Source organism: Photobacterium proteolyticum (assembly GCF_001939735.1).
Classification (GTDB): Bacteria; Pseudomonadota; Gammaproteobacteria; order Enterobacterales; family Vibrionaceae; genus Photobacterium; species Photobacterium proteolyticum.
In genome coordinates this window covers 47,649-70,103 of sequence record NZ_MJIL01000055.1, presented here as the reverse complement: position 1 = coordinate 70,103, position 22,455 = coordinate 47,649, and the positions used below count along the sequence as shown (strand labels likewise).

Genomic DNA, 22,455 nt, shown 5'->3' with positions numbered 1-22,455 from the left:
CCATGGAAGGACTACAGCGCTGTTTTGTCCTTCATACTCGTCCTTATAGTGAGACGAGCCTGATCCTTGATGTATTTAGTGAAGAATCAGGCCGTGTCACTGTCCTATCGAAAGGAGCGCGCCGCAAGCGCTCCAATCTCAAAGGCACATTGCAGCCTTTCACTCCGCTGTTTATGAAATGGTCTGGCCGGGGCTCAATGCCTGTGCTGACCCATGCCGAGCCGATCAGTATCGGGTTGCCGATGCGCAGCTATATTCTGTATTCTGCGATGTACGTCAATGAAGTATTGGCCCGGGTACTGGAAAATGACACGCCTTATCCGGTGTTGTTTCTGGATTATCTGAATGTGCTGCGGGAGCTGGCACAGGCTGATAATCCAGAGCCGGCATTGCGGCGTTTTGAACTCGCCTTACTGCACCATCTTGGTTACGGCATTGATTTTCTTCACTGTGCCGGTAGCGGCCTGCCTGTCGAAGACACCATGACTTATAACTACCGTGAGCAGCGCGGCTTTATTGCCTCGATGGTGAAAGGCCAGCTGTCGTTTACCGGTAGCCAGCTAAAAGCCATTGCGGCGAGGCATTTTGAAACCCCGGACCAGCTCCGGGCAGCAAAACGCTTTACACGTATAGCATTAAAGCCGTATCTTGGCGGAAAACCATTAAAAAGCAGGGAATTGTTTATCCCTAGAGGAAGGAGTACCGGAAAATGAACAACATCTTACTCGGCGTGAATATCGATCATATTGCAACACTGCGAAACGCCCGAGGTACTCGATACCCTGATCCGGTGCATGCCGCAGAGGTAGCCGAGCGTGCGGGAGCCGACGGCATCACTATTCACCTGCGTGAAGACCGCCGCCATATCAATGATCGGGATGTTCGAATTTTGCGCGAAACCATCCAGACTCGTATGAACCTGGAAATGGCCGTGACTGACGAGATGGTCAAGATTGCGCTGGACACCAAGCCGGAGTTTGTCTGCCTGGTACCTGAAAAGCGTGAAGAGCTGACAACGGAAGGCGGTCTGGATGTTGCCGGACAGCTGGAGAAAATCAAGGCTGCGACAGCCAAGCTAACTGAGGCTGGCATTAAGGTGTCCCTGTTTATTGATGCCGACCGTGAGCAGATTGACGCAGCGGTAGCCTGTGGTGCGCCGTATATCGAGCTGCATACCGGCCATTATGCCGATGCCGAAACGGAAGAAGAGCAACAGGATGAGCTGAAGAAAATTGCCGCGGCGGCCAGCTATGCTGACGATCAGGGTATCAAGGTTAATGCCGGCCATGGCCTGACTTACCACAACGTGAAGCCAATTGCGGCACTGCCAGAGCTTTATGAACTCAATATCGGCCACTCAATCATTGGTCGTGCAGCATTCGATGGTCTGCAAAAAGCCGTTGCCGATATGAAAGTTGAAATGCTGGATGCCCGTCGTTAATGGCCATCTTGGGCCTTGGCACTGATATTGCCGATATTGAGCGGGTCGAAAAAGTCTTTGCCCGCTCTGGTGATGCGTTTGCCGAGCGGGTGCTGTCGCCTTCCGAGCTGGTTATATTTCATAGTCTGAAGTTGAAGGGGCGCTATCTGGCCAAGCGGTTCGCCGTCAAGGAGGCAGCTTCCAAGGCGCTGGGGACCGGGATTGCCTGCGGGGTAACCTTCCACGACTTTACCGTCAGCAATGACGAGCGGGGCAAGCCTATTCTGACCTTGTCGGGCAAGGCAGCCGAGCTGGCCGAGGCGATGGGGGCGAAACATGTTCACCTCACGATTGCCGACGAGAAAAAATATGCGGTTGCGACGGTGATCCTCGAATCCTAGTTCCTAGGAAAAGCAGGCCCTAGCTTCAAGGAAGATCAGATGCTTGACCCAGTTTAAGGTTGGATAAGTTGCCGACAAGGTCCCAGGAACCGTTATAAAAAAGGAGAGCCAACGCTCTCCTTTTTAGTGCTTCCTCTAGGAGCCCAGAACTAGGCTCACGTCTCTAGCAATCAGTGCCGATACGTTTTCGACGCCTTCACCACGTTATTCATTTCATCGATCAGCTCGAACAGCTCCGGCTCGATATCCTCTGTCTTCGCGTCGGCTTTCAGCGCCGTTTCAATGGTATAGCAGAGGTTTTTCAGCCTCGGCACCCCGCTGTACGCACAACTGCCGTGGAGTTTGTGGATAGGCGGCCAGAGCTCGATATCTTTGCCGTCTAGCGCTTCGTTGACCAGCATTTCGACTTCCGGCATATAGTCGAGCAGCATTTGCAGCATGTCTTTCGCCAGCTCTTCCTTGCCGGCTGCCTGTTTCAGGGCCAGCTCCCAATCCCAGCTGACATTGTGGTTAACGGGCGGTGTAGGTTCTGGCTCGGGAATCAATTCTGCACTGGCTTGCGGCTTGGTGTCAGCATCATGCGGACGGGTCCACTTGGCCAGGATCTGCTGCAGGATATGTTCCTCGATTGGCTTGGTCAGGTAGTCATCCATCCCGGCATTGATCAGGCGCTCGCGCTCACCGGCCATGGCATGGGCCGTGACGGCGATAACCGGGGTATTGTGGTTCAGTTCGGTCTTGTGTATCTCCTGGCAGGCCGTGACGCCGTCCATTTCCGGCATCTGGATATCCATGAAGATCAGATCGAAGCCCTTCTGGTGGGCATATTCGACGGCCTTGCGCCCGCCGGTGGCAGTGATCACGGTCTCGACCCGCTCGCTAAGCAAGGCGGAGATCAGCTTAAGGTTGGCCGGGTTGTCATCGACGGCCATCACTGTCAGCGGCTGGATGCTCTCGCTTGGCTCCGGCAACAGTTGCGGTGCCGGCTCGGAAAGCATATCTGGCTCGCTGACTAGGGTTTCAAGCAGCTTGCGGTGAGCCAGCGGCTTAGGCAGACATGCGGATACCCCGGCATTGACCAGACGCTCTGACAGGGCCAGTTCGGTGGTCGGCAGACAGACCATCACCTTGTCGGTCAGCTGCTCGGCCTTGAATACCATATCCAGTAGGCTTGCGATCGGCGGCTGCTCGCCTGGCGTCAGGTTGAGTAGGGCAAAGTGGTGATGCTCGGCATCTTCCGGCATGGTCGAGCGGTAGGTAACATGGATCCCGGCCTTGATCAGACGCTGCTGGATCACCGAGGCGGCTTGCATGTTAGGCTCGATAAGCAGCAGTTTCTTGCCGCTTAGCGACGAGGTATCAATCGGCTGGGAGACAGGCAGATCCGTTTTGGTCAGACGCAGGCTGAACCAGAACGTCGACCCCTGGTGAAGGCGGCTGGTCAGGCTGATCTCGCCACCCATCTGGGTAACCAGTTTCTGGGTGATCACCAGTCCCAGCCCGGTACCGCCGTAGCGGCGGGAAATGCTGGCATCGGCCTGGCTGAAGGCCTGGAACAACTGCGCCTGCTGGCGTTCGGAAATCCCGATCCCGGTATCACGCACCATAAACTGTAGTTCGATGTTCTCGTCGCGGTCGGTTTTGAGCTCGACCGACACATCGATATTGCCGCGTTCGGTAAATTTCACCGCGTTGCCAATCAAGTTGGTCAGTACTTGCTGGATCCGTAGCGGATCGCCGATCAGTCCGGTCGGAATCCGATTGTCGATTTTCAGTGTCAGCTCAAGCCCCTTCTCATGGGCACTCGGTGCCAGCAGCTTCATCACTTCATCCAGTGATTCGGTGAAGTCGAACGGGATGTTCTCCAGCAACAGCTTGCCAGCTTCCAGTTTCGAGAAGTCGAGAATGTCATTGATGATGGTCAGCAGGTTATTGGCTGATTTCTCGATGGTCTGCAGGTAGTCCTGCTGGCTGGTGCTGAGGCGGGTTTTCAGCATCTGGCGGGTAAAGCCAATGACCCCGTTGAGCGGGGTTCGCAGCTCGTGCGACATATTGGCTAGGAACTCTGACTTCACGCGGGCTGCTTCCTGGGCGCGTTTTTTGGCAATATCCAGCTCGACGTTCTGGATCTCCAACTGCTCCAGGGTCTCGCGCAGATCCGAGGTGGCCTGGTCGATGCTTTGTTGCATTTCTATATGGTATTCAGACAGCGAGATAGCCATGGCATTGATACCGTTTTTCAGGGTATCGAGCTCTCCCAGCAGCTCACCCTCGATTCGGATATCAAGGTGGCCGCGGCGGATCCTGTCCACCACGCTGACCATATGGGAAATTGGGCGGGTAACATCTTTCATCAGGCGGTAGGCAAACAGGGACGACAATGTCAGCCCGAGCAGAAGTACCATCAGGGCGGTAAAGACTTCCTGGTATTGCTGCAGGCGCAGGGCGCTCAGATCCAACTCTAATGCAATATAGCCCAGTGCCTCCGCCTGGTAGCCCGGCGCGGATATCGAGGAAAACTGGCCTTCGCTCAATATCGGAGCGCGGAGGATCAGTGAGTTCTCGTTGAGCCGGGTATCAAGCAGCATCGGGATCGGCTGATCGTCCGGATACATCAGGGTTTCAAAATTGCGGTGGAAGTTCGAGGTGACAAACAGCTGGTTGTCGGCATCGAAAACGGCAATGCTGCGGACTATCTGTGAGTGCTTGCGGTGGGCATAGCTGATCAGACGGCGAACGGCTTCGCGGTTCTTATCTGTCATTCCGTATTCGGTTGAAATCGCAAGGGGTTCGATGATACTGGCACCGGTCGAAATCAGCTGATGCTCGAGATCCCGATAACGGCTCATGGTAAAAAATGCGCTTAATAGCAGGCCAATAATCAGTGTCGGTGCTAATGTCAGGGTGAAGACCCTGGCACGAAGTCCATATTTGGTCATGGTTCTCTTAATTACAAGAAAGCGATTCTGTGGGAGAATTGTCGTCCATCTGTGGCCGTTAGCTTAATGAAACTATGGCTATTCGACAATCAACTAATACCAAACTGCCGACAATATCACTCAGTTTGGTTTATCTGCTCCGTGAGTCAAAACACTATGGCACGCTTTTTTAAGCCTCAAAAACGAAAAGTAACTGATACCAAGCATAAAGAAATTGAAATTAGTCGCCTGGATCACCTTGGCGCCGGTATTGGTCATATCAACAGAAAACCGGTCTTTGTTGATGGCCTGTTGCCGGGTGAAAAGGCGTTGGTTCAGTTTACCGAAGACAAGAAGCAGTTCGCGCGTGCCAAGGTCATAAAACGTCTGGCTGACAGTCAGGCACGTATTAAACCGCATTGTCCTATCTATGACCAGTGTGGCGGATGCAACTTGCAACATTTGTCCCATTCAGGACAGGTTGAAGCCAAGCAGCAGGCATTGAGCGAGCTGATGAGTAAGTTTGCGATCCCGGATAGGGAGCTGGCGTTCAACCAGGCGGCGCCGATTGTCGGCAGTGACAAGCACTACCGTCGCTGTTCTCGCTTTAGCCTGAAGCTGGGAGGCGGGAAGCTGCAGTTCGGTTTTCGCAAAAAGCAGAGCAAGGATATCGTCGATGTCGAGCAGTGTCCGGTGCTGGCACAATCATTAAATGAACTACTGCCACCGTTACGCAGTCTGTTAACTCGGCTGAAGGGGCAAAAGCACCTTGGTCATGTCGAGCTGGTGGAAGCGGATAATGGCAGGGTAGTGCTGATCCGTCACCTGCAGCCGTTTAATGACAAAGATATGACCTTGCTGCGTCAGTTTGCCGAGCAATACGATGTTATTCTGTATTTAGCCCCAACATCTGATTCAATCGATAGAATTTCGGGTCAGGCTCCGTATTATGAGCTAGACGGCCAGAAGTTGTATTTTTCCCCGAAAGACTTTATTCAGGTTAACCGGGATGTGAATAGCCAGATGGTCCGTCAGGCTCTTGACTGGTTGGATGTCGGGCCGACAGATCGGGTGTTGGATTTGTTCTGTGGTTTGGGTAACTTTAGTCTGCCCCTGGCAAAACGGGCAAAGGCGCTGGTCGGTGTTGAAGGTGTCGACGAGATGGTGCACCGTGCTAGTGATAATGCATTGATAAACCAGTTAAACAATGCCTCGTTCTATCAAGCTAACCTGGAGGAAGATGTTACCTCGATGGTTTGGGCGCAAGAACACTTTAATAAAATTCTGCTTGATCCGGCACGTGCCGGTGCAGCCGGGGTCATGCAGCACGTAGTCAATTTGAACCCGGAAAGGGTCGTGTATGTTTCATGCAACCCTGCCACGCTGGCACGAGACAGTCAGGTGTTGCTGAAGCAAGGTTATCAGTTGGAGCGTCTGGGTATGTTGGATATGTTCCCGCATACCGGGCATCTAGAGTCTATGGCCCTGTTTACAAAAAATAGTCTGGGCAGCAAAAAGTAGTGTTTATTCAACATTAACAAGAGAACTTACAGGATAGAGAAATGGTCGCAGTTCGCGGTGCGCATTTAAAGGAAAATGATACATTTGAGCTTTCATCTTGGGTCGAGAGTTTGCAACAAGACGCCAAAGTGGCGAAACGCATTACGCAAACCTACCAGCGATGTATCGAATTAACGTCAGAGGAAGAGTCCGCGTCGTTATTGTTATGGCGCGGCCGCGAAATGGTGGAGATCCTTGTTACCCTGAGCATGGACAAGGATACTCTGGTAGCTGCCTTGTTGTTCCCGTTGGTCGAGGCAGGAGTCTACGATCCGGAACAGCTGAAGGAAGACTATAACAATACGATTTTGCAGATGGTGACCGGGGTGGGCCAGATGGCTGCCATCGGTCAGTTAAATGCAACCACCGAAGGAGCGGCACAGTCGGCTCAGGTCGATAATATCCGCCGTATGCTGTTGTCGATGGTGGATGACTTCCGCTGCGTGGTGATCAAGCTGGCCGAACGTATCTGTAATTTGCGTGAGGTGAAAGACGAGCCGGATGAGGTTCGCCGTGCGGCGGCGAAAGAGTGTGCCAACATCTACTCACCGCTGGCCAACCGCTTGGGTATCGGTCAGCTGAAGTGGGAGATTGAAGACTACGCATTTCGCTATAACCACCCGAATACCTACAAGCAAATTGCCAAACAGCTTTCCGAGCGCCGGATAGACCGCGAGCAGTACATTGACCATTTTGTTTCCGATCTCGACGAGTCAATGAAAGCATCGCATATCAAGGCGGAGGTGCACGGTCGTCCCAAGCATATCTACAGCATCTGGCGCAAGATGCAGAAGAAGAGCCTGGCCTTTGACGAACTGTTCGATGTCCGGGCGGTACGTATCATTGCGGATCAGTTGCAGGACTGCTACGCAGCGTTGGGTGTCGTGCACACCAAGTATCGCCATCTGCCGAAAGAATTCGATGACTATGTCGCCAACCCCAAGCCAAACGGCTATCAGTCGATTCATACGGTCGTGCTGGGGCCGGAAGGCAAGACCATTGAGATCCAGATCCGCACCAAGCAAATGCACGAAGAGTCCGAGCTTGGGGTTGCGGCGCACTGGAAGTACAAGGAAGGTTCTTCGGGGGGGGCCAAGTCGGCCTACGACGAGAAAATAAACTGGCTTCGTAAGCTATTGGCCTGGCAGGAGGAGATGTCAGACTCCGGCGAAATGCTTGACGAGCTGCGCAGCCAGGTGTTTGACGATCGTGTCTATGCCTTTACCCCGAAGGGCGATGTGGTGGATCTGCCGCTCGATGCGACCCCGCTTGATTTTGCCTACCACATTCACTCTGAGGTTGGGCACCGGTGTATCGGGGCCAAGGTGGAAGGACGTATCGTACCGTTTACCTACCGCCTGCAGATGGGCGATCAGGTAGAAATCATTACCCAGAAAGAGCCGAATCCGTCGAGGGACTGGCTGAACCCGAACTTGGGTTTTGTCACCTCGAGCCGTGCCCGTGCCAAGGTACATGCCTGGTTCCGCAAGCAGGACCGTGACAAGAACATTGCCGCCGGACGCGAGATCCTGGAAGCCGAGCTGGTGAAAATCGGGGCGACGCTGAAAGACGCCGAAGCCTATGCGCTGAAGCGTTTTAACGTCAACTCCGCGGTTGAGTTGTATGCCGGGGTCGGTAGCGGTGACTTGCGTATCAACCAGGTGATCAACCATATCAATGCCCTGGTCAACAAACCGACGGCGGAAGAAGAAGATCAGCAGTTGCTGGAAAAACTGGCCGAGGCCAGTACCAAGGTTGAAACCAGCAAGAAGCCGCAGCGTGATGCAGTGGTGGTGGAAGGTGTCGATAACCTGATGACGCATCTTGCCCGCTGCTGCCAGCCGATCCCGGGCGATGATATCCAGGGCTTTGTTACCCAGGGCCGCGGCATTTCCGTGCACCGCAGTGATTGTGAGCAGCTTGAGGAGCTGCGTCATGTTGCTGCTGAACGAATCATTGATACGGTGTGGGGCGGTGGCTTTGTCGGCAACTACAATATCACGGTCAGAGTGACGGCATCGGAGCGTAATGGTTTGATCAAGGAGCTGACGAACACCTTTGCCAACGAGAAAGTCAAGGTCTCGGGCATGAAGAGCCGGATTGATTTCAAAAAGCAGATGTCAATCATGGACTTTGACCTGGAACTGACGGATCTTGAAGTTCTGAGCCGGGTACTCAAGCGTATTGAGCAGGTGAAGGATGTCGCTGAAGCCAAGCGCCTGTACTAACGTTATGCTAGAACCTAGAACCTAGAACCTAGAACCTAGAACCTAGAACCTAGAACCTAGAACCTAGAACCTAGAACCTAGAACCTAGAACCTAGAACCTAGAACCTAGAACCTAGAACCTAGAACCTAGAACCTAGAACCTAGAACCTAGAACCTAGAACCTAGAACCTAGAACCTAGAACCTAGAACCTAGAACCTAGAACCTAGAACCTAGAACCTAGAACCTAGAACCTAGAACCTAGAACCTAGAACCTAGAACCTAGAACCTAGAACCTAGAACCTAGAACCTAGAACCTAGAACCTAGAACCTAGAACCTAGAACCTAGAACCTAGAACCTAGAACCTAGAACCTAGAACCTAGAACCTAGAACCTAGAACCTAGAACCTAGAACCTAGAACCTAGAACCTAGAACCTAGAACCTAGAACCTAGAACCTAGAACCTAGAACCTAGAACCTAGAACCTAGAACCTAGAACCTAGAACCTAGAACCTAGAACCTAGAACCTAGAACCTAGAACCTAGAACCTAGAACCTAGAACCTAGAACCTAGAACCTAGAACCTAGAACCTAGAACCTAGAACCTAGAACCTAGAACCTAGAACCTAGAACCTAGAACCTAGAACCTAGAACCTAGAACCTAGAACCTAGAACCTAGAACCTAGAACCTAGAACCTAGAACCTAGAACCTAGAACCTAGAACCTAGAACCTAGAACCTAGAACCTAGAACCTAGAACCTAGAACCTAGAACCTAGAACCTAGAACCTAGAACCTAGAACCTAGAACCTAGAACCTAGAACCTAGAACCTAGAACCTAGAACCTAGAACCTAGAACCTAGAACCTAGAACCTAGAACCTAATACCAAAAGCGGGTGGCCTGATGCCGCCCGTTTTTTAATGGACATTAAAGAACAGAAGAACAGTGACTATGAGTGATAAACAGCACACCCCTATCGAGCAGCTGGTTGAAATAATGGCAACATTGCGAGACCCGAACAAAGGCTGTCCGTGGGATCTCAAACAGAACTTTGCTTCTATCGTGCCCCATACCATCGAAGAGGCCTATGAGGTTGCCGATGCCATCGAGCAGCAGGATTGGAATGACGTGCGTGAAGAGCTCGGTGATTTATTGTTTCAGGTGATCTTCTATAGCCAGCTGGGCAAAGAGCAGGGACTATTTGATTTTGATGAAGTTGTTGCCGGCATCAATGACAAGCTGATCCGTCGTCATCCCCATGTTTTTGCCGAGGCCGAGTTTGCAGATGACGAGGCTATCAATGCCAACTGGGAGGCTGAGAAGGCCAAAGAGCGGACGGCGAAAGGGGAAGATACCAGCCTTCTGGCTAATATTCCCAAGGCCCTCCCGGCGCTGACACGGGCTGATAAAATTCAGAAGCGTTGTGCCAAGCATGGTTTTGACTGGAATACGGTCGGTCCGGTTGTCGAAAAAGTGAAAGAAGAAATTGATGAGGTGATGGAGGAAGTCATCCAAGTGTCACCTGATCAGGATAAGATCGAAGAAGAAGTCGGGGATTTACTGTTTGCTGTCGTCAACTTGAGTCGCCATCTCAAGGTCAAACCGGAGTCGGCCCTGCAGCGAGCAAACAAAAAGTTTGAGCGTCGGTTTCGCGAAGTTGAAAAAAGTGTGCTAGAACAAGGAAAGCAATTTGACGATTGTTCGCTGGAAATGCTCGATAGCGAGTGGGAGAAAGTGAAGCAGCGGGAAGGCTAGCCGTACCAGTCATGTTGGCACTTCTGCCCAGGTACATTGGCAGCGTGCAGCGACGCTAAGCAAGTCATGCTGTTGGGTATATTTGATTTGAGACAAAAAAAAACAGCCAATGCTGTGATAGATTTCACGTTGTGGCGATAAACTGTGTCTGGTATACTAATTTCCCGTCCAGATACATTTTAATCCTCTACACCAATCTTCCAGGTTAAACATGACAACGAATTATATTTTTGTTACGGGCGGGGTCGTATCCTCACTAGGTAAAGGTATTGCTGCTGCATCTCTGGCGGCTATTCTAGAAGCACGTGGTCTTAACGTGACTATGATGAAGCTAGACCCTTACATCAACGTTGACCCAGGCACAATGAGCCCAATTCAACACGGCGAAGTATTCGTTACGGAAGACGGTGCAGAGACCGACCTTGACTTAGGTCACTACGAGCGTTTCATTCGTACCAAGATGACGAAACGCAACAACTTTACGGCTGGCCGTGTCTATGCGGACGTATTGCGTAAAGAGCGTCGTGGTGATTACCTAGGTGCAACGATTCAGGTTATTCCACACATCACAAACGCTATCAAAGAGCGTGTGATTGCCGGTGCAGAAGGACATGATGTGGCTATCGTGGAAGTGGGCGGTACTGTCGGTGATATCGAATCACTGCCGTTCATGGAAGCTATCCGCCAGTTGGCAGTAGAGCTAGGCCGCGAGCGTGCGATGTTCATGCACCTGACGCTGGTTCCTTACCTTGCCGCTGCCGGCGAAGTAAAAACCAAGCCAACTCAGCACTCGGTAAAAGAACTACTTTCTATCGGTATTCAGCCTGACATCCTGGTATGTCGTTCTGACCGTATGATCCCTGCTAATGAGCGTGCGAAGATCGCGCTATTCTGTAACGTACAGGAAAAAGCAGTTATCTCAATGAAAGACGTAGATTCAATCTACAAAATCCCTCAGCTTATCAAGGCACAGGGTCTGGATGATCTTGTCTGTCAGCGCTTTGGTATTACAGCGCCAGAAGCGGATCTGACTGAGTGGGAACAGGTTATCTACGAAGAAGCCAACCCGACGGCCGAAGTGGTTATCGGTATGGTTGGTAAGTACATCGAACTGCCGGATGCCTATAAGTCTGTCAACGAAGCTCTTAAGCATGCAGGCCTGAAAAACCGCCTGTCTGTGAAGATCAAGTACGTTGACTCTCAGGACGTTGAGTCTAAAGGCGCAGAAGCGCTTCAGGGGCTTGATGCTATTCTGGTTCCTGGTGGTTTCGGCGGTCGTGGTGTAGAAGGCAAGATCCTGACTGCACAATACGCCCGTGAGAACAAAATCCCATACCTGGGCATCTGTCTGGGCATGCAGGTGGCACTGATTGAGTTTGCACGAAATGTTGCAGGCCTTGAAGGCGCGCACTCAACAGAGTTTGATGCTGAAACGAAAAACCCGGTTGTTGGCCTGATCACTGAGTGGGTTGACGGTGAAGGTAAAGTTGAAGAGCGTACTGAAAACTCGGATCTAGGCGGCACTATGCGTCTTGGTTCTCAGCTATGTCACCTAGCGGACGGCTCGAAAGCACGTGAACTATACGGTGATGCAACCGTTCACGAACGTCACCGTCACCGCTATGAAGTAAACAACAACCTGCTGCCGAAACTAGAGAAGGCAGGTCTGAAGATTTCTGGTCTATCTGCAGACAAGAAGCTGGTGGAAATTATCGAGATCCCTAACCACCCATGGTTTGTGGCTGCTCAGTTCCACCCTGAGTTCACCTCAACGCCTCGCGATGGCCACCCATTGTTTGAAGGCTTTGTGAAAGCGGCTGGTGCAAACCAGCGTGGTGAACTGAATAAGTAAGGATTACGGATAGCTGTAGCGGTTATGGCTGCAGCTATTTTTTTAGCTTTTAAATTGAAGATAAAGCAAGAGGAAACATAATGTCTAAGATCGTTAAAGTTCTAGGTCGTGAAATTATCGATTCACGTGGTAACCCAACTGTTGAAGCTGAAGTTCACCTAGAAGGCGGTTTCGTAGGTATGGCTGCTGCTCCATCTGGCGCATCAACTGGTTCTCGTGAAGCTCTTGAGCTACGTGACGGCGACAAGTCTCGTTTCCTAGGTAAAGGCGTTCTTAAAGCTGTTGAAGCTGTGAACGGTGCTATCGCTGAAGCTCTTGTTGGTAAAGATGCGAAAGACCAAGCTGCAATCGATCAGGTGATGATCGACCTAGACGGTACTGAAAACAAGTCTAACTTTGGTGCTAACGCTATCCTAGCTGTTTCTCTAGCGAATGCTAAAGCTGCTGCAGCGGCTAAAGGCATGCCTCTTTACGAGCACATCGCTGAGCTAAACGGTACTGCTGGTCAGTTCTCTATGCCTCTACCAATGATGAACATCATCAACGGTGGTGAGCACGCTGACAACAACGTTGACATCCAGGAGTTCATGATTCAGCCAGTTGGCGCGAAGACTCTGAAAGAAGGTCTACGTATCGGTGCTGAAGTATTCCACAACCTAGCTAAAGTTCTTAAGGCTAAAGGCCTAAGCACTGCTGTTGGTGACGAAGGTGGTTTCGCTCCTAACCTAGAATCAAACGCTGCTGCACTTGCTGCAATCAAAGAAGCGGTTGAAGCTGCAGGCTACGTACTAGGTACTGACGTTACTCTAGCAATGGACTGTGCTGCATCTGAGTTCTACGACAAAGAAGCTGGCAACTACAACATGAAAGGCGAAGGCAAAATCTTCTCTTCTGAAGAGTTTAACTTCTACCTACAAGACCTTGCTAACCAGTACCCAATCGTTTCTATCGAAGACGGTCTGGACGAGTCTGACTGGGCTGGCTTCAAGCACCAGACTGAACTTCTAGGTGACAAGCTTCAGCTAGTTGGTGACGACCTGTTCGTTACAAACACTAAGATCCTAGCTGAAGGTATCGAGAAAGGCGTTGCTAACTCTATCCTTATCAAGTTCAACCAGATCGGTTCTCTAACTGAAACTCTGGCTGCTATCAAGATGGCTAAAGACGCAGGCTACACAGCTGTTATCTCTCACCGTTCTGGTGAAACTGAAGATGCAACTATCGCTGACCTAGCGGTAGGTACTGCTGCTGGCCAGATCAAGACTGGTTCTATGAGCCGTTCTGACCGTGTTGCTAAGTACAACCAGCTAATTCGTATCGAAGAAGCGCTAGGTGAAAAAGCACCTTACAACGGTCTTAAAGAAGTTAAGGGCCAAGCTTAATCATTAGCTTGCCTCTGGAGTGAAGCTATCACTCTGAGTTATCGAACCGCCTCCTAGTGAGGCGGTTTTTTTATGTCCGAATACATGATGAGTTTGGCATTCGGCGCTAGTCACATCTTGCGCTTTATGGGATTATTACTCAATTGCAATTTTATTAACTAATTGCGCTATTCTATCTGGCGTAAATAAGTACTATTAGTTAGGAAAATTGCCGTCACTGAACTAATTGCATGAAATAACGGGGAGCGGCATGCGCTTGTTAACTGTCTTGCTGCTGGCGGTACTGTGCTGGCTTCAGTATGATTTTTGGCTTGGTAAAAATGGCATGATGGATTATTTGGCAGCAAGAGATAATGTTGCCATCCAGCAGCAGGCCAATGCCGAGCTAAAGCAGCGGAATCAGCAAATGTATGCTGAAATTCATGATCTCCATCGCGGTCAGGAAGCTGTCGAAGAGCGGGCGCGCAATGAGCTTGGCATGATAAAGCCGGGAGAAACCTTCTTTCGAATTGTGGGTGAATAGCCCCGCCTTGCTCAATACGCCTGAACACAGGCATTGGCATTGATAATGTAACTGGTATTACTTTAACTCTGAGCGTAAACACCTTACTCATGACCGAAAAGATCACCGCAGTTGTACCTGCTGCTGGAGTTGGCAGCCGAATGGCAGCAGACCGTCCGAAGCAATACCTGCAGATAGCAGGAAAGACAATTTTAGAACACACCATTGATCGTTTGTTTTGCCATCCGGCAATAGAGCGTGTGATCATTGCGATCAGCAATAATGATCCCTACTTCGAGGCGCTGCCGCTAGCCAGTGATCCGCGGATCACTCGTGTCGACGGCGGCGCGGAACGGGCTGATTCGGTGTTTGCAGGGCTGGCAGCTATCGACGATGAAGACAGCTGGGTGCTGGTTCATGATGCCGCCCGGCCTTGTCTGCAGCTCGTCGATCTGGATCGTTTGATTAATGCCGCGCTGCAGAGCGAGAGCGGTGCCATTTTGGCGGCACCGGTACGGGATACGATGAAACGAGGTGTGGTGCTCGCTGGTGATAACCTGCAGGGGATACGCGAAACCGTGGATCGCGAGAACCTCTGGCATGCCCTGACGCCGCAGATGTTCAAGGTCAGACAACTCCGCGACTCGCTCCGGTATGCGCTGGAGAAGGGGGCAGTGATCACCGATGAGGCATCGGCCCTTGAGTTTTGCGGATATGTGCCGCAATTAGTAAAAGGGCGGGCTGATAACCTGAAAGTGACCCAGCCCGAGGATCTGGCTCTGGCCGGTTTTTATTTACAACAAATAACGAAGGATTAGCCATGATGCGAATTGGACACGGTTTTGATGTACACAAGTTTGGTGGTGAAGGGCCGGTGATCATTGGCGGTGTGGCAATCCCCTATGAGCAGGGGCTGATCGCGCATTCTGACGGGGATGTGGCCTTGCATGCCGTCTGTGACGCCTTGCTTGGAGCGATCGGGGCCGGTGATATTGGCCGTCATTTCCCGGATACCGATGCTGAATGGGAAGGGGCCGATAGCCGTTTTCTGCTGCGGGATGTCTATAGTAAAGTGAAGGCGAAGGGCTATCGCCTGGGTAACCTGGACGTCACTATTATTGCCCAGGCACCGAAGATGGCGCCTTACATTGAGGCGATGTGTCAGACCATTGCCGATGATCTGGAAACAGAGATTGATAATATTAATGTAAAGGCAACGACTTCAGAGCGTCTGGGTTTTACCGGGCGCAAAGAAGGGATTGCTTGTGAGGCAGTTGTTCTCCTTAACAAACAATAAGATTATTTCCCTGCTGCTCGTTTAGTCTGCAAGTTAGCAGCAGGTTTCGCGGCAAGTGTTTTGCCGCTAACAAACGGTGTATTTATGTCTAACGTAATGGACAATTTTAACTGGTTATACGGTAAGCCTGGTTGCCAGGGGCGAATCAAAGTCCTGCCTGAACATTTTGTGGTTAAAGAAAATTTAGGCTTTGATTTTGCCGGAAGCGGTGAACATTTTATGGTGAAGATCCGCAAAACGGGCGAGAACACCAAATATGTTGTCAATGAACTGGCCAAGGCCTGCGGAGTTAAGTCCCGGGATGTCAGCTGGGCTGGTTTGAAAGATCGCCATGCCGTGACCGAGCAGTGGCTAAGTGTTCATCTGCCGGGCAAGCCGGATCCTGACTTGACGCACTTTGTTGCCGAACACCCTGGCGTCGAGGTGCTGGAAACAGCCCGCCATGATAAAAAATTACGACCGGGTGATCTTGTCGGCAACTGGTTTCAACTGCGCCTGACTGACTTGGACATGCCGCAGGATGTCATCACCCGTCTGGAGCAGGTTAACCTGCATGGGGTGCCTAACTATTTTGGTGAGCAACGGTTTGGCCACAACGGTAATAATGTGGTTAAGGCGCGCAGCTGGGGCAACGACGAATTCCGCGTTCGTGACAAGAGCAAGCGCAGCTTCTATTTGTCTGCAGCACGTTCCTGGTTGTTTAATATGGTGCTGTCATCCCGTATAGAACAAGGCAAGGTACATACCTTGATGGCGGGCGATAGCCTGCAGCAGGACGGTGACGAGCGAGGTCAAATTGTTGAGTCGGTCTCTGCCGAGCTGCAGCAGCAGGTAGATGACGGCAGTATGGCAATCACCGCCCCGATGATGGGGGATAATGCCCTGCCAACTACCGCGGATGCCGAGGCGTTTGAGATGGCTGTTGTCGAGCAGGAGCCGCTGTTGCTCAAGCTGATCCGTGATAACCGGATGCGCCATGAGCGTCGCACCTTGCTGTTAAAACCCCAGCAGATGGAGTGGCAGCAGGATGGTAATGATCTGACTGTGTCGTTTTCGCTGCCTGCTGGCTGTTTCGCGACTGCGGTGGTGCGTGAACTAATGATTGAGCGTGAGCTAGAGGATGGCGACCATGCGAATTTTGATCAGTAATGATGATGGCATTTTTGCCGATGGAATAAACACGCTGGCAGCAGCGCTGGAAGAGATCGGCGAGGTGACCGTTGTGGCGCCGGATCGGAACCGTTCTGGTGCCTCGAACTCCCTCACGTTAGATAACCCGCTGCGTATTCGCGAGGAAGGCGAGCGCCGGGTCTCGGTTGAAGGCACACCGACAGACTGTGTTCACTTTGCGCTGAACGAATGGCTGGAGTATCGTCCGGATATTGTTGTGGCCGGTATTAACCATGGTGCAAATCTCGGTGATGATGTGCTTTACTCCGGTACGGTTGCCGCGGCGACAGAAGGTCACTTTCTGGGTGTTCCGGCGATTGCTGTCTCTTTGGTTGGCTCGCAACACTTTGATACCGCGGCTATGGTTATCAAAGATATTGTCGGCAAGTTGACGGAACAGCCGTTGCCGACCAACAAGATACTCAACATTAATGTACCTGATGTCCCCTTTTCTGAGCTGGGTGACTGGCAGGTGACTCGCCTGGGTGCCCGCCATCGTGCCGAGAAAATGGAAAAGGCCGTGGATCCGCGCGGTAAGACGATATACTGGCTGGGCCCGCCGGGGGCATGTCAGGACGCCGGCCCGGGGACGGATTTTTACGCCATAGAGCACAACCATGTATCGATCACGCCGCTACAGGTTGATCTGACTGCACATGATGCGATTAACGGCATTGAACAATGGCTAACACAAGTGGAGACAAATTAAGGATGCGCTATGCGGAAGAACGACATAGTCTGCTGACATTTTTGCATCAGCTGGGTATCCGTAACGATAACGTATTGCAGGCGATGGCTGCTGTTCCCAGAGAGCTGTTCATCGACGAGGCTTTATCCCACAAAGCCTATGAGAATAACGCCTTGCCTATTGGTTGCGGACAGACGATCTCGCAGCCATATATTGTGGCGAAAATGACAGAGCTGCTGGATCTCAAACCGGATTCGCGGATCCTGGAAATCGGGACGGGCTCGGGTTATCAGACCGCGGTATTGGCACATATTGTTGAACACGTGTTTTCTGTGGAGCGGATCAAAGCCTTGCAATGGCAGGCAAAGCGCCGTTTCAAACAGCTCGATCTCCACAATATTTCGACTAAGCACGGTGACGGCTGGCTCGGCTGGCCGAGCAAAGGGCCATTTGATGCGATTATCGTAACGGCTGCTGCCGATGATATCCCGGTAGAGTTGCTGGCTCAGCTGGCTGATGGCGGTCGCCTGATCATTCCGGTCGGTGACGAGTATCAGGTACTGAAGCAGATTGTACGTAACGGTGAGCAATACCTTTCCCAGGACATTGAGGCAGTTCGTTTTGTTCCTCTGGTCGCAGGAGAGCTGGCGTAAATTCCGATGGGTGTGATGGTGAATAGATCGAACTGGCGAGCAACGACTATGGCAGTCGCATGTCTACTGCTGTCAGCCTGTAGCACCCATATACCTGCGCCTGTAACCAGTCTTGAAAAAGATTACAACAGCTTGAAGCGAGGAAGCTTTCGCGGCAGTTATTATCAGGTTGAGAAAGGGGATACTCTGTATTTCATTTCTTATATAACCGGTCGTGAAGTAAAAGATATTATTGCCAGTAATAAGCTTTCTCCTCCTTACACCATTTACCCGGGGCAGACCCTCCAGCTCTGGAAACCGAAGTATGTTGCCCCTGCATACGGAAAGGCCGGTACCGTCGCAGTTGTTAAACCCCCAGTAAAAACAGTGACTAATGCTGCCAAGCCTAAAGCACCCCCACCGCCGGTAGTCAAACCGGTGCCAAAACCGAAGCCGGCTGAACAAAAAACAGCCAATAAAAATGTTGATCCTGCTCGCACAAAAGAGTACTCTCAAAATTCAAATAGTAACAAAGTTGTTACAAGTAAGGCGAATAATAGCAACAAGGTGGCTAGCTGGTCATGGCCGACAAAAGGTCGCGTTATTGCTAAGTTCTCCAGCGCAGAAAACGGTAACAAAGGCATAGATATTGCCGGAAAAAGAGGTCAGGCCGTCAAGGCATCAGCTGGAGGAACGGTTGTATATGCAGGCAACGCCCTGCGCGGTTATGGCAACCTGGTGATTATTAAGCATAGTGATGATTATCTCAGTGCTTATGCCCACAACGAGAAAGTGCTGGTCAAAGAGCAACAGAAGGTAAAAGCGGGGCAGAAGATTGCTTCAATGGGAAGCTCCGGTAGCAACAGTGTTCGCCTACATTTCGAGATCCGTTACAAAGGTAAGTCGGTTAATCCGCTTCGGTACTTGCCGAAATAGACAACATGGCATAGTGAAGTTGTAATGTCTTGCTAACTCGCCATCTGGGAGGCGCTATGAGTAGAAGCAATACTGCTACAAATATCGAGAACTTTGACTTTGATGATGTGGAAATAGACTCGGCAGAGGTTGAGGCAAAAGCCGCATCGACGGAAACAACGAGTGATGAAGTCGATATTTCGCAATATGGGGCCACGCAGAAAGCCCTTGATGCGACACAGCTTTACCTGGGGGAGATCGGGTTTTCTCCGCTTCTGACCGCGGAAGAAGAAGTTCTGTATGCCCGCCGGGCATTGCGTGGCGACGAAGTGGCCCGCAAGCGAATGATTGAAAGTAACCTGCGACTGGTGGTGAAGATTTCCCGTCGCTATAGCAACCGTGGCCTTGCTTTGCTGGATTTGGTAGAGGAAGGTAACCTTGGCTTGATCCGCGCCGTCGAGAAATTTGATCCGGAACGCGGCTTCCGTTTTTCTACCTACGCAACATGGTGGATCCGTCAAACCATTGAACGGGCTATCATGAACCAAACCCGAACTATCCGTTTACCTATCCACGTCGTCAAAGAGCTGAATGTTTACCTCCGTACTGCCCGTGAGTTGGCCCAGAAGCTGGATCATGAACCGACGGCGGAAGATATTGCCCTGAAACTGGATAAGTCTGTCGATGATGTCAATCGCATGCTGCGTTTGAACGAACGTGTCGGTTCGGTTGATAACCCGATTGGCGGTGATTCGGAAAAAGCCCTGCTCGATATTATTCCGGATGAGAAAGGAGGCGGCCCGGAGACATCGACTCAGGATGACGATATCAAAACCTCGATTGTGACCTGGTTGCAGGAGCTGAACCCGAAACAGCGTGAAGTGCTGGCTCGTCGCTTTGGTCTGCTGGGCTATGAGGCATCAACCCTTGAAGATGTTGGTCGCGAAATCGGTCTGACCCGTGAGCGTGTACGCCAGATCCAGGTTGAAGGTCTGCGTCGTCTGCGTGATATGCTGACGCATCAGGGATTGAACATCGAGTCGCTGTTTAATCAGGATATGTAGACAACTCATGTAAGCCGATATACCTATTGAGTACGATACCTAGTTTGGCTTACAGATATATAGAATGAAAAAGGACGCATGATGCGTCCTTTTTCGTTCCTGGTGTTGCTCTGTTATAGCAGAGCCTTCAGGCGATAGAGCTCTTCCAGTGCCTGACGCGGGGTCATATCGTCAGGATTGACGTTCGCCAGCGCCTCTTCCACCTCACTCGGTTCGGGGATCAGGCTCAGTTGCTGTTCGGCTTTGGGCGCGATGCTGGCTGGAGCGCTCGCCTGCTGGTGACCGCTGGCCTCCAGTTGCTGAAGCTTGATCTTCGCACGCTTGATCACGGACTTCGGTACACCGGCCAGGCTGGCAACTGCCAGACCGTAAGACTTGCTGGCAGCGCCTTCCTGTACGGCATGCATAAAGGCGATCTCGTCGCCGTGCTCGACAGCATCCAGGTGGACATTGGCCAGTCCTTCCATCATCGACGGCAGCTCGGTCAGTTCGAAGTAGTGGGTTGCAAACAGGGTCATGGCCGCAATTTTCTCGGCTAGCCACTCGGCACTGGCCCAGGCTAGTGACAGGCCGTCGTAGGTACTGGTACCGCGACCGATTTCATCCATCAATACCAGACTATGCTGGGTTGCATTGTGGAGGATGTTTGCGGTTTCGGTCATTTCCACCATGAAGGTTGAGCGACCGGAGGCAAGATCGTCCGAGGCACCGATACGGGTAAAAATGCGATCCAGCGGCCCCATTTTCACCGACTCGGCCGGAACAAACGATCCGACATGCGCCATCAGGGCGATCAGTGCCGTCTGGCGCATATAGGTCGACTTACCGCCCATGTTCGGACCGGTAATGATCAGCATCCGGCGATCATGATGCAGGGAAATCGGGTTGGCGATAAATGGTTCGCTCAGGACTTGCTCGACCACAGGGTGACGGCCGGCATTGATCTCAACCCCGGTTTCAGTGGTGAGCTCCGGACGGCAGTAGTTTAGGGTATCGGCCCGTTCGGCCAGGTTGGCCAGCACGTCGAGCTCAGACAGGGCATTGGCAGCATTTTGCAGTTGCTCCAGGTGAGGCAGCAGCAAGTCAAACAGCTCTTCCCACAGCTTTTTCTCTAGTCCTAACGCCTTGGACTTGGAGTTCAGTACCTTGTCCTCGTGCTCCTTGAGCTCGGGAATGATATAGCGTTCGGCATTTTTCAGTGTCTGGCGGCGTACATAATGGCTCGGTACCAGATGGCTCTGGCCGCGGCTGACCTGAATAAAGAAGCCGTGGACCTGGTTGAAGCCAACTTTCAGGCTGTCAATATCATGGTGTTCACGCTCGCGGGCCTCAAGCTCATCAAGGTATTTTGATGCGCCGTCAGCCAGATCGCGCCATTCATCAAGTTCGGCGTTATAGCCCGGTGCCAGCACTCCGCCGTCGCGGATCACCACTGGTGGGTTTTCGATAATCGCCCGCTCAAGTAGCTCGCACAGCTCGTCCATCGGTGCGGCTGAATGGGCCAGCTCGCCGATCCGTGGCTGGTTGATTTCTGCCAGCAGTTCAGCCAGCTCAGGGAGATGCTGCAGGGCGGTGCGCATGCGTGCCAGGTCTCGCGGGCGGGCTGAGCGCAGGGCCAGGCGAGCCAGAATACGTTCCAGATCGCCCATGTGGCGCAGGACACCGGCTAGATCGGTAAAGAAACCGGTATCCTTAAAGGCGGCGATGGCATCAAAGCGGTTATTGAGCTGCTGCGGATCGCGGATCGGTTGGTGCAGCCAGCGCTTGAGCAATCGGCTTCCCATTGGGGTCGCGGTCTGATCCAGTACCGAGGCCAGTGTGTTGTCAAACCCGCCAGCCAGGTTCTGGGTCAGTTCCAGGTTGCGGCGGGTAGCTGCATCTAAGATAACAGCATGATCTTTGGTGTCCTGAGTGATCGCGCGGATATGCGGTAGCGCGGTACGCTGGGTATCTTTGACATACTGCAGCAGACAGCCGGCAGCGCACAGGCCACGTTCGGCTGTTTCGACCCCGAAGCCGACCAGATCGCGGGTACCGAACTGCATGGTTAGTTGCTGGCGTGCGGTGTCCAAATCGAACTCCCAGACCGGACGGCGGCGGGTGCCTTTCTGCGACTGCAGCAGGCCCGGCAGTGCAAAATCCTCAGGGTAGAGCAACTCGGCAGGGCTGGTACGTTGCAGCTCGGCCTGCATGGCTTCTTCGGTTTCAGGTTCGGTCAGCATAAAGCGGCCGGAGGTAATATCCAGCGTGGCATAGCCGAACCCGTCGTTATTCTGGTAAATCGCCGCAATCAGGTTGTCATGGCGTTCATTGAGCAGCGCCTCGTCACTGACCGTACCCGGTGTCACGATACGCACCACCTGGCGCTCGACCGGTCCTTTGCTGGTGGCCGGATCGCCGATTTGCTCGCAGATCGCCACCGATACGCCCTGCTGGACCAGCTTGGCGAGATAGCCTTCGACCGCATGGTAGGGGACACCGGCCATCGGGATCGGCTGGCCGTTGGAGGAGCCGCGTTTAGTCAGGGAAATATCCAGTAGTTGAGAGGCCTGTTTGGCGTCGTCAAAAAATAGTTCGTAGAAGTCGCCCATACGATAGAACAGCAGAACATCAGGGTTTTCTGCCTTGATCCTCAAAAATTGCTGCATCATGGGGGTGTGCTTTTCTAAACCTTTTACTGTCACGATATTGCCTGC

18 protein-coding genes are annotated in these 22,455 nt (G+C 52.1%); 16 read left to right on the top strand and 2 right to left on the bottom strand.

The window, feature by feature from the left end:
• Nucleotides 1-2: 2 nt before the first annotated feature.
• The 3 genes from recO to acpS are packed head-to-tail and all read left to right on the top strand — an operon-like array spanning nt 3 to nt 1,821.
• Nucleotides 3-713 carry a DNA repair protein RecO gene (gene recO / locus BIT28_RS08095; RefSeq protein WP_075763102.1) on the top strand — a complete coding sequence of 237 codons (711 nt, stop codon included), beginning with the start codon at nt 3-5 and terminating at the stop codon, nt 711-713.
• Nucleotides 710-1,441 carry a pyridoxine 5'-phosphate synthase gene (gene pdxJ, locus BIT28_RS08090; RefSeq protein ID WP_075763101.1) on the top strand — a complete coding sequence of 244 codons (732 nt, stop codon included), beginning with the start codon at nt 710-712 and terminating at the stop codon, nt 1,439-1,441. Before recO ends, pdxJ begins: the two co-directional genes overlap by 4 nt.
• Complete coding sequence (gene acpS / locus BIT28_RS08085; RefSeq protein WP_075763100.1) at nt 1,441-1,821, top strand: holo-ACP synthase; 381 nt, start codon at nt 1,441-1,443, stop codon at nt 1,819-1,821. The genes pdxJ and acpS overlap by 1 nt, the downstream gene beginning before the upstream one ends.
• A gap of 170 nt (nt 1,822-1,991) precedes the next feature.
• On the opposite strand, the gene barA is transcribed toward acpS, so the two are convergent.
• The gene (barA, locus tag BIT28_RS08080; RefSeq protein WP_075763099.1) at nt 1,992-4,760 is read right to left on the bottom strand and encodes a two-component sensor histidine kinase BarA; all 2,769 of its coding nucleotides are present in this window, start codon (nt 4,758-4,760) and stop codon (nt 1,992-1,994) included.
• Nucleotides 4,761-4,916: 156 nt separating this feature from the next.
• Between barA and rlmD the strand changes: the two genes are divergently transcribed.
• The 13 genes from rlmD (at nt 4,917) to rpoS (ending at nt 19,759) form a co-directional block, all read left to right on the top strand.
• A complete protein-coding gene (rlmD, locus tag BIT28_RS08075) occupies nt 4,917-6,260 on the top strand; it encodes a 23S rRNA (uracil(1939)-C(5))-methyltransferase RlmD (protein ID WP_075763098.1) in 1,344 nt (447 codons plus the stop codon).
• Nucleotides 6,261-6,301: 41 nt separating this feature from the next.
• Nucleotides 6,302-8,527: a GTP diphosphokinase gene (relA, locus tag BIT28_RS08070; protein ID WP_075763097.1), complete on the top strand. Its 2,226-nt coding sequence runs from the start codon at nt 6,302-6,304 to the stop codon at nt 8,525-8,527.
• A 926-nt stretch (nt 8,528-9,453) separates the two neighbouring features.
• Entirely contained in the window at nt 9,454-10,257 is an 804-nt protein-coding gene (mazG, locus tag BIT28_RS08065; protein WP_075763096.1) for a nucleoside triphosphate pyrophosphohydrolase, read from the top strand.
• A 211-nt stretch (nt 10,258-10,468) separates the two neighbouring features.
• The gene (locus BIT28_RS08060; RefSeq protein WP_075763095.1) at nt 10,469-12,109 is read left to right on the top strand and encodes a CTP synthase; all 1,641 of its coding nucleotides are present in this window, start codon (nt 10,469-10,471) and stop codon (nt 12,107-12,109) included.
• An 80-nt stretch (nt 12,110-12,189) separates the two neighbouring features.
• The gene (eno, locus tag BIT28_RS08055; protein ID WP_075763094.1) at nt 12,190-13,491 is read left to right on the top strand and encodes a phosphopyruvate hydratase; all 1,302 of its coding nucleotides are present in this window, start codon (nt 12,190-12,192) and stop codon (nt 13,489-13,491) included.
• Between the two features lie 250 nt (nt 13,492-13,741).
• Nucleotides 13,742-14,014, top strand: a complete 273-nt coding sequence (gene ftsB, locus BIT28_RS08050; protein WP_075763093.1) for a cell division protein FtsB — start codon at nt 13,742-13,744, stop codon at nt 14,012-14,014.
• A gap of 89 nt (nt 14,015-14,103) precedes the next feature.
• A complete protein-coding gene (gene ispD, locus BIT28_RS08045) occupies nt 14,104-14,811 on the top strand; it encodes a 2-C-methyl-D-erythritol 4-phosphate cytidylyltransferase (protein ID WP_075763092.1) in 708 nt (235 codons plus the stop codon).
• A gap of 5 nt (nt 14,812-14,816) precedes the next feature.
• Nucleotides 14,817-15,290, top strand: a complete 474-nt coding sequence (ispF, locus tag BIT28_RS08040; RefSeq protein ID WP_175577503.1) for a 2-C-methyl-D-erythritol 2,4-cyclodiphosphate synthase — start codon at nt 14,817-14,819, stop codon at nt 15,288-15,290.
• Nucleotides 15,291-15,374: 84 nt separating this feature from the next.
• Nucleotides 15,375-16,439 carry a tRNA pseudouridine(13) synthase TruD gene (gene truD, locus BIT28_RS08035; RefSeq protein WP_075763090.1) on the top strand — a complete coding sequence of 355 codons (1,065 nt, stop codon included), beginning with the start codon at nt 15,375-15,377 and terminating at the stop codon, nt 16,437-16,439.
• A complete protein-coding gene (gene surE / locus BIT28_RS08030; protein ID WP_075763089.1) occupies nt 16,420-17,169 on the top strand; it encodes a 5'/3'-nucleotidase SurE in 750 nt (249 codons plus the stop codon). Before truD ends, surE begins: the two co-directional genes overlap by 20 nt.
• Nucleotides 17,142-17,801: a protein-L-isoaspartate(D-aspartate) O-methyltransferase gene (locus tag BIT28_RS08025; protein WP_425439628.1), complete on the top strand. Its 660-nt coding sequence runs from the start codon at nt 17,142-17,144 to the stop codon at nt 17,799-17,801. The genes surE and BIT28_RS08025 overlap by 28 nt, the downstream gene beginning before the upstream one ends.
• Nucleotides 17,802-17,849: 48 nt before the next feature.
• Nucleotides 17,850-18,716, top strand: coding sequence for a peptidoglycan DD-metalloendopeptidase family protein (locus BIT28_RS08020; RefSeq protein WP_075763163.1), 867 nt, complete (start codon nt 17,850-17,852; stop codon nt 18,714-18,716).
• Nucleotides 18,717-18,772: 56 nt separating this feature from the next.
• The gene (gene rpoS / locus BIT28_RS08015) at nt 18,773-19,759 is read left to right on the top strand and encodes an RNA polymerase sigma factor RpoS (protein WP_075763087.1); all 987 of its coding nucleotides are present in this window, start codon (nt 18,773-18,775) and stop codon (nt 19,757-19,759) included.
• A gap of 113 nt (nt 19,760-19,872) precedes the next feature.
• On the opposite strand, the gene mutS is transcribed toward rpoS, so the two are convergent.
• Nucleotides 19,873-22,410 carry a DNA mismatch repair protein MutS gene (gene mutS / locus BIT28_RS08010; protein ID WP_425439627.1) on the bottom strand — a complete coding sequence of 846 codons (2,538 nt, stop codon included), beginning with the start codon at nt 22,408-22,410 and terminating at the stop codon, nt 19,873-19,875.
• Nucleotides 22,411-22,455 lie beyond the last annotated feature (45 nt).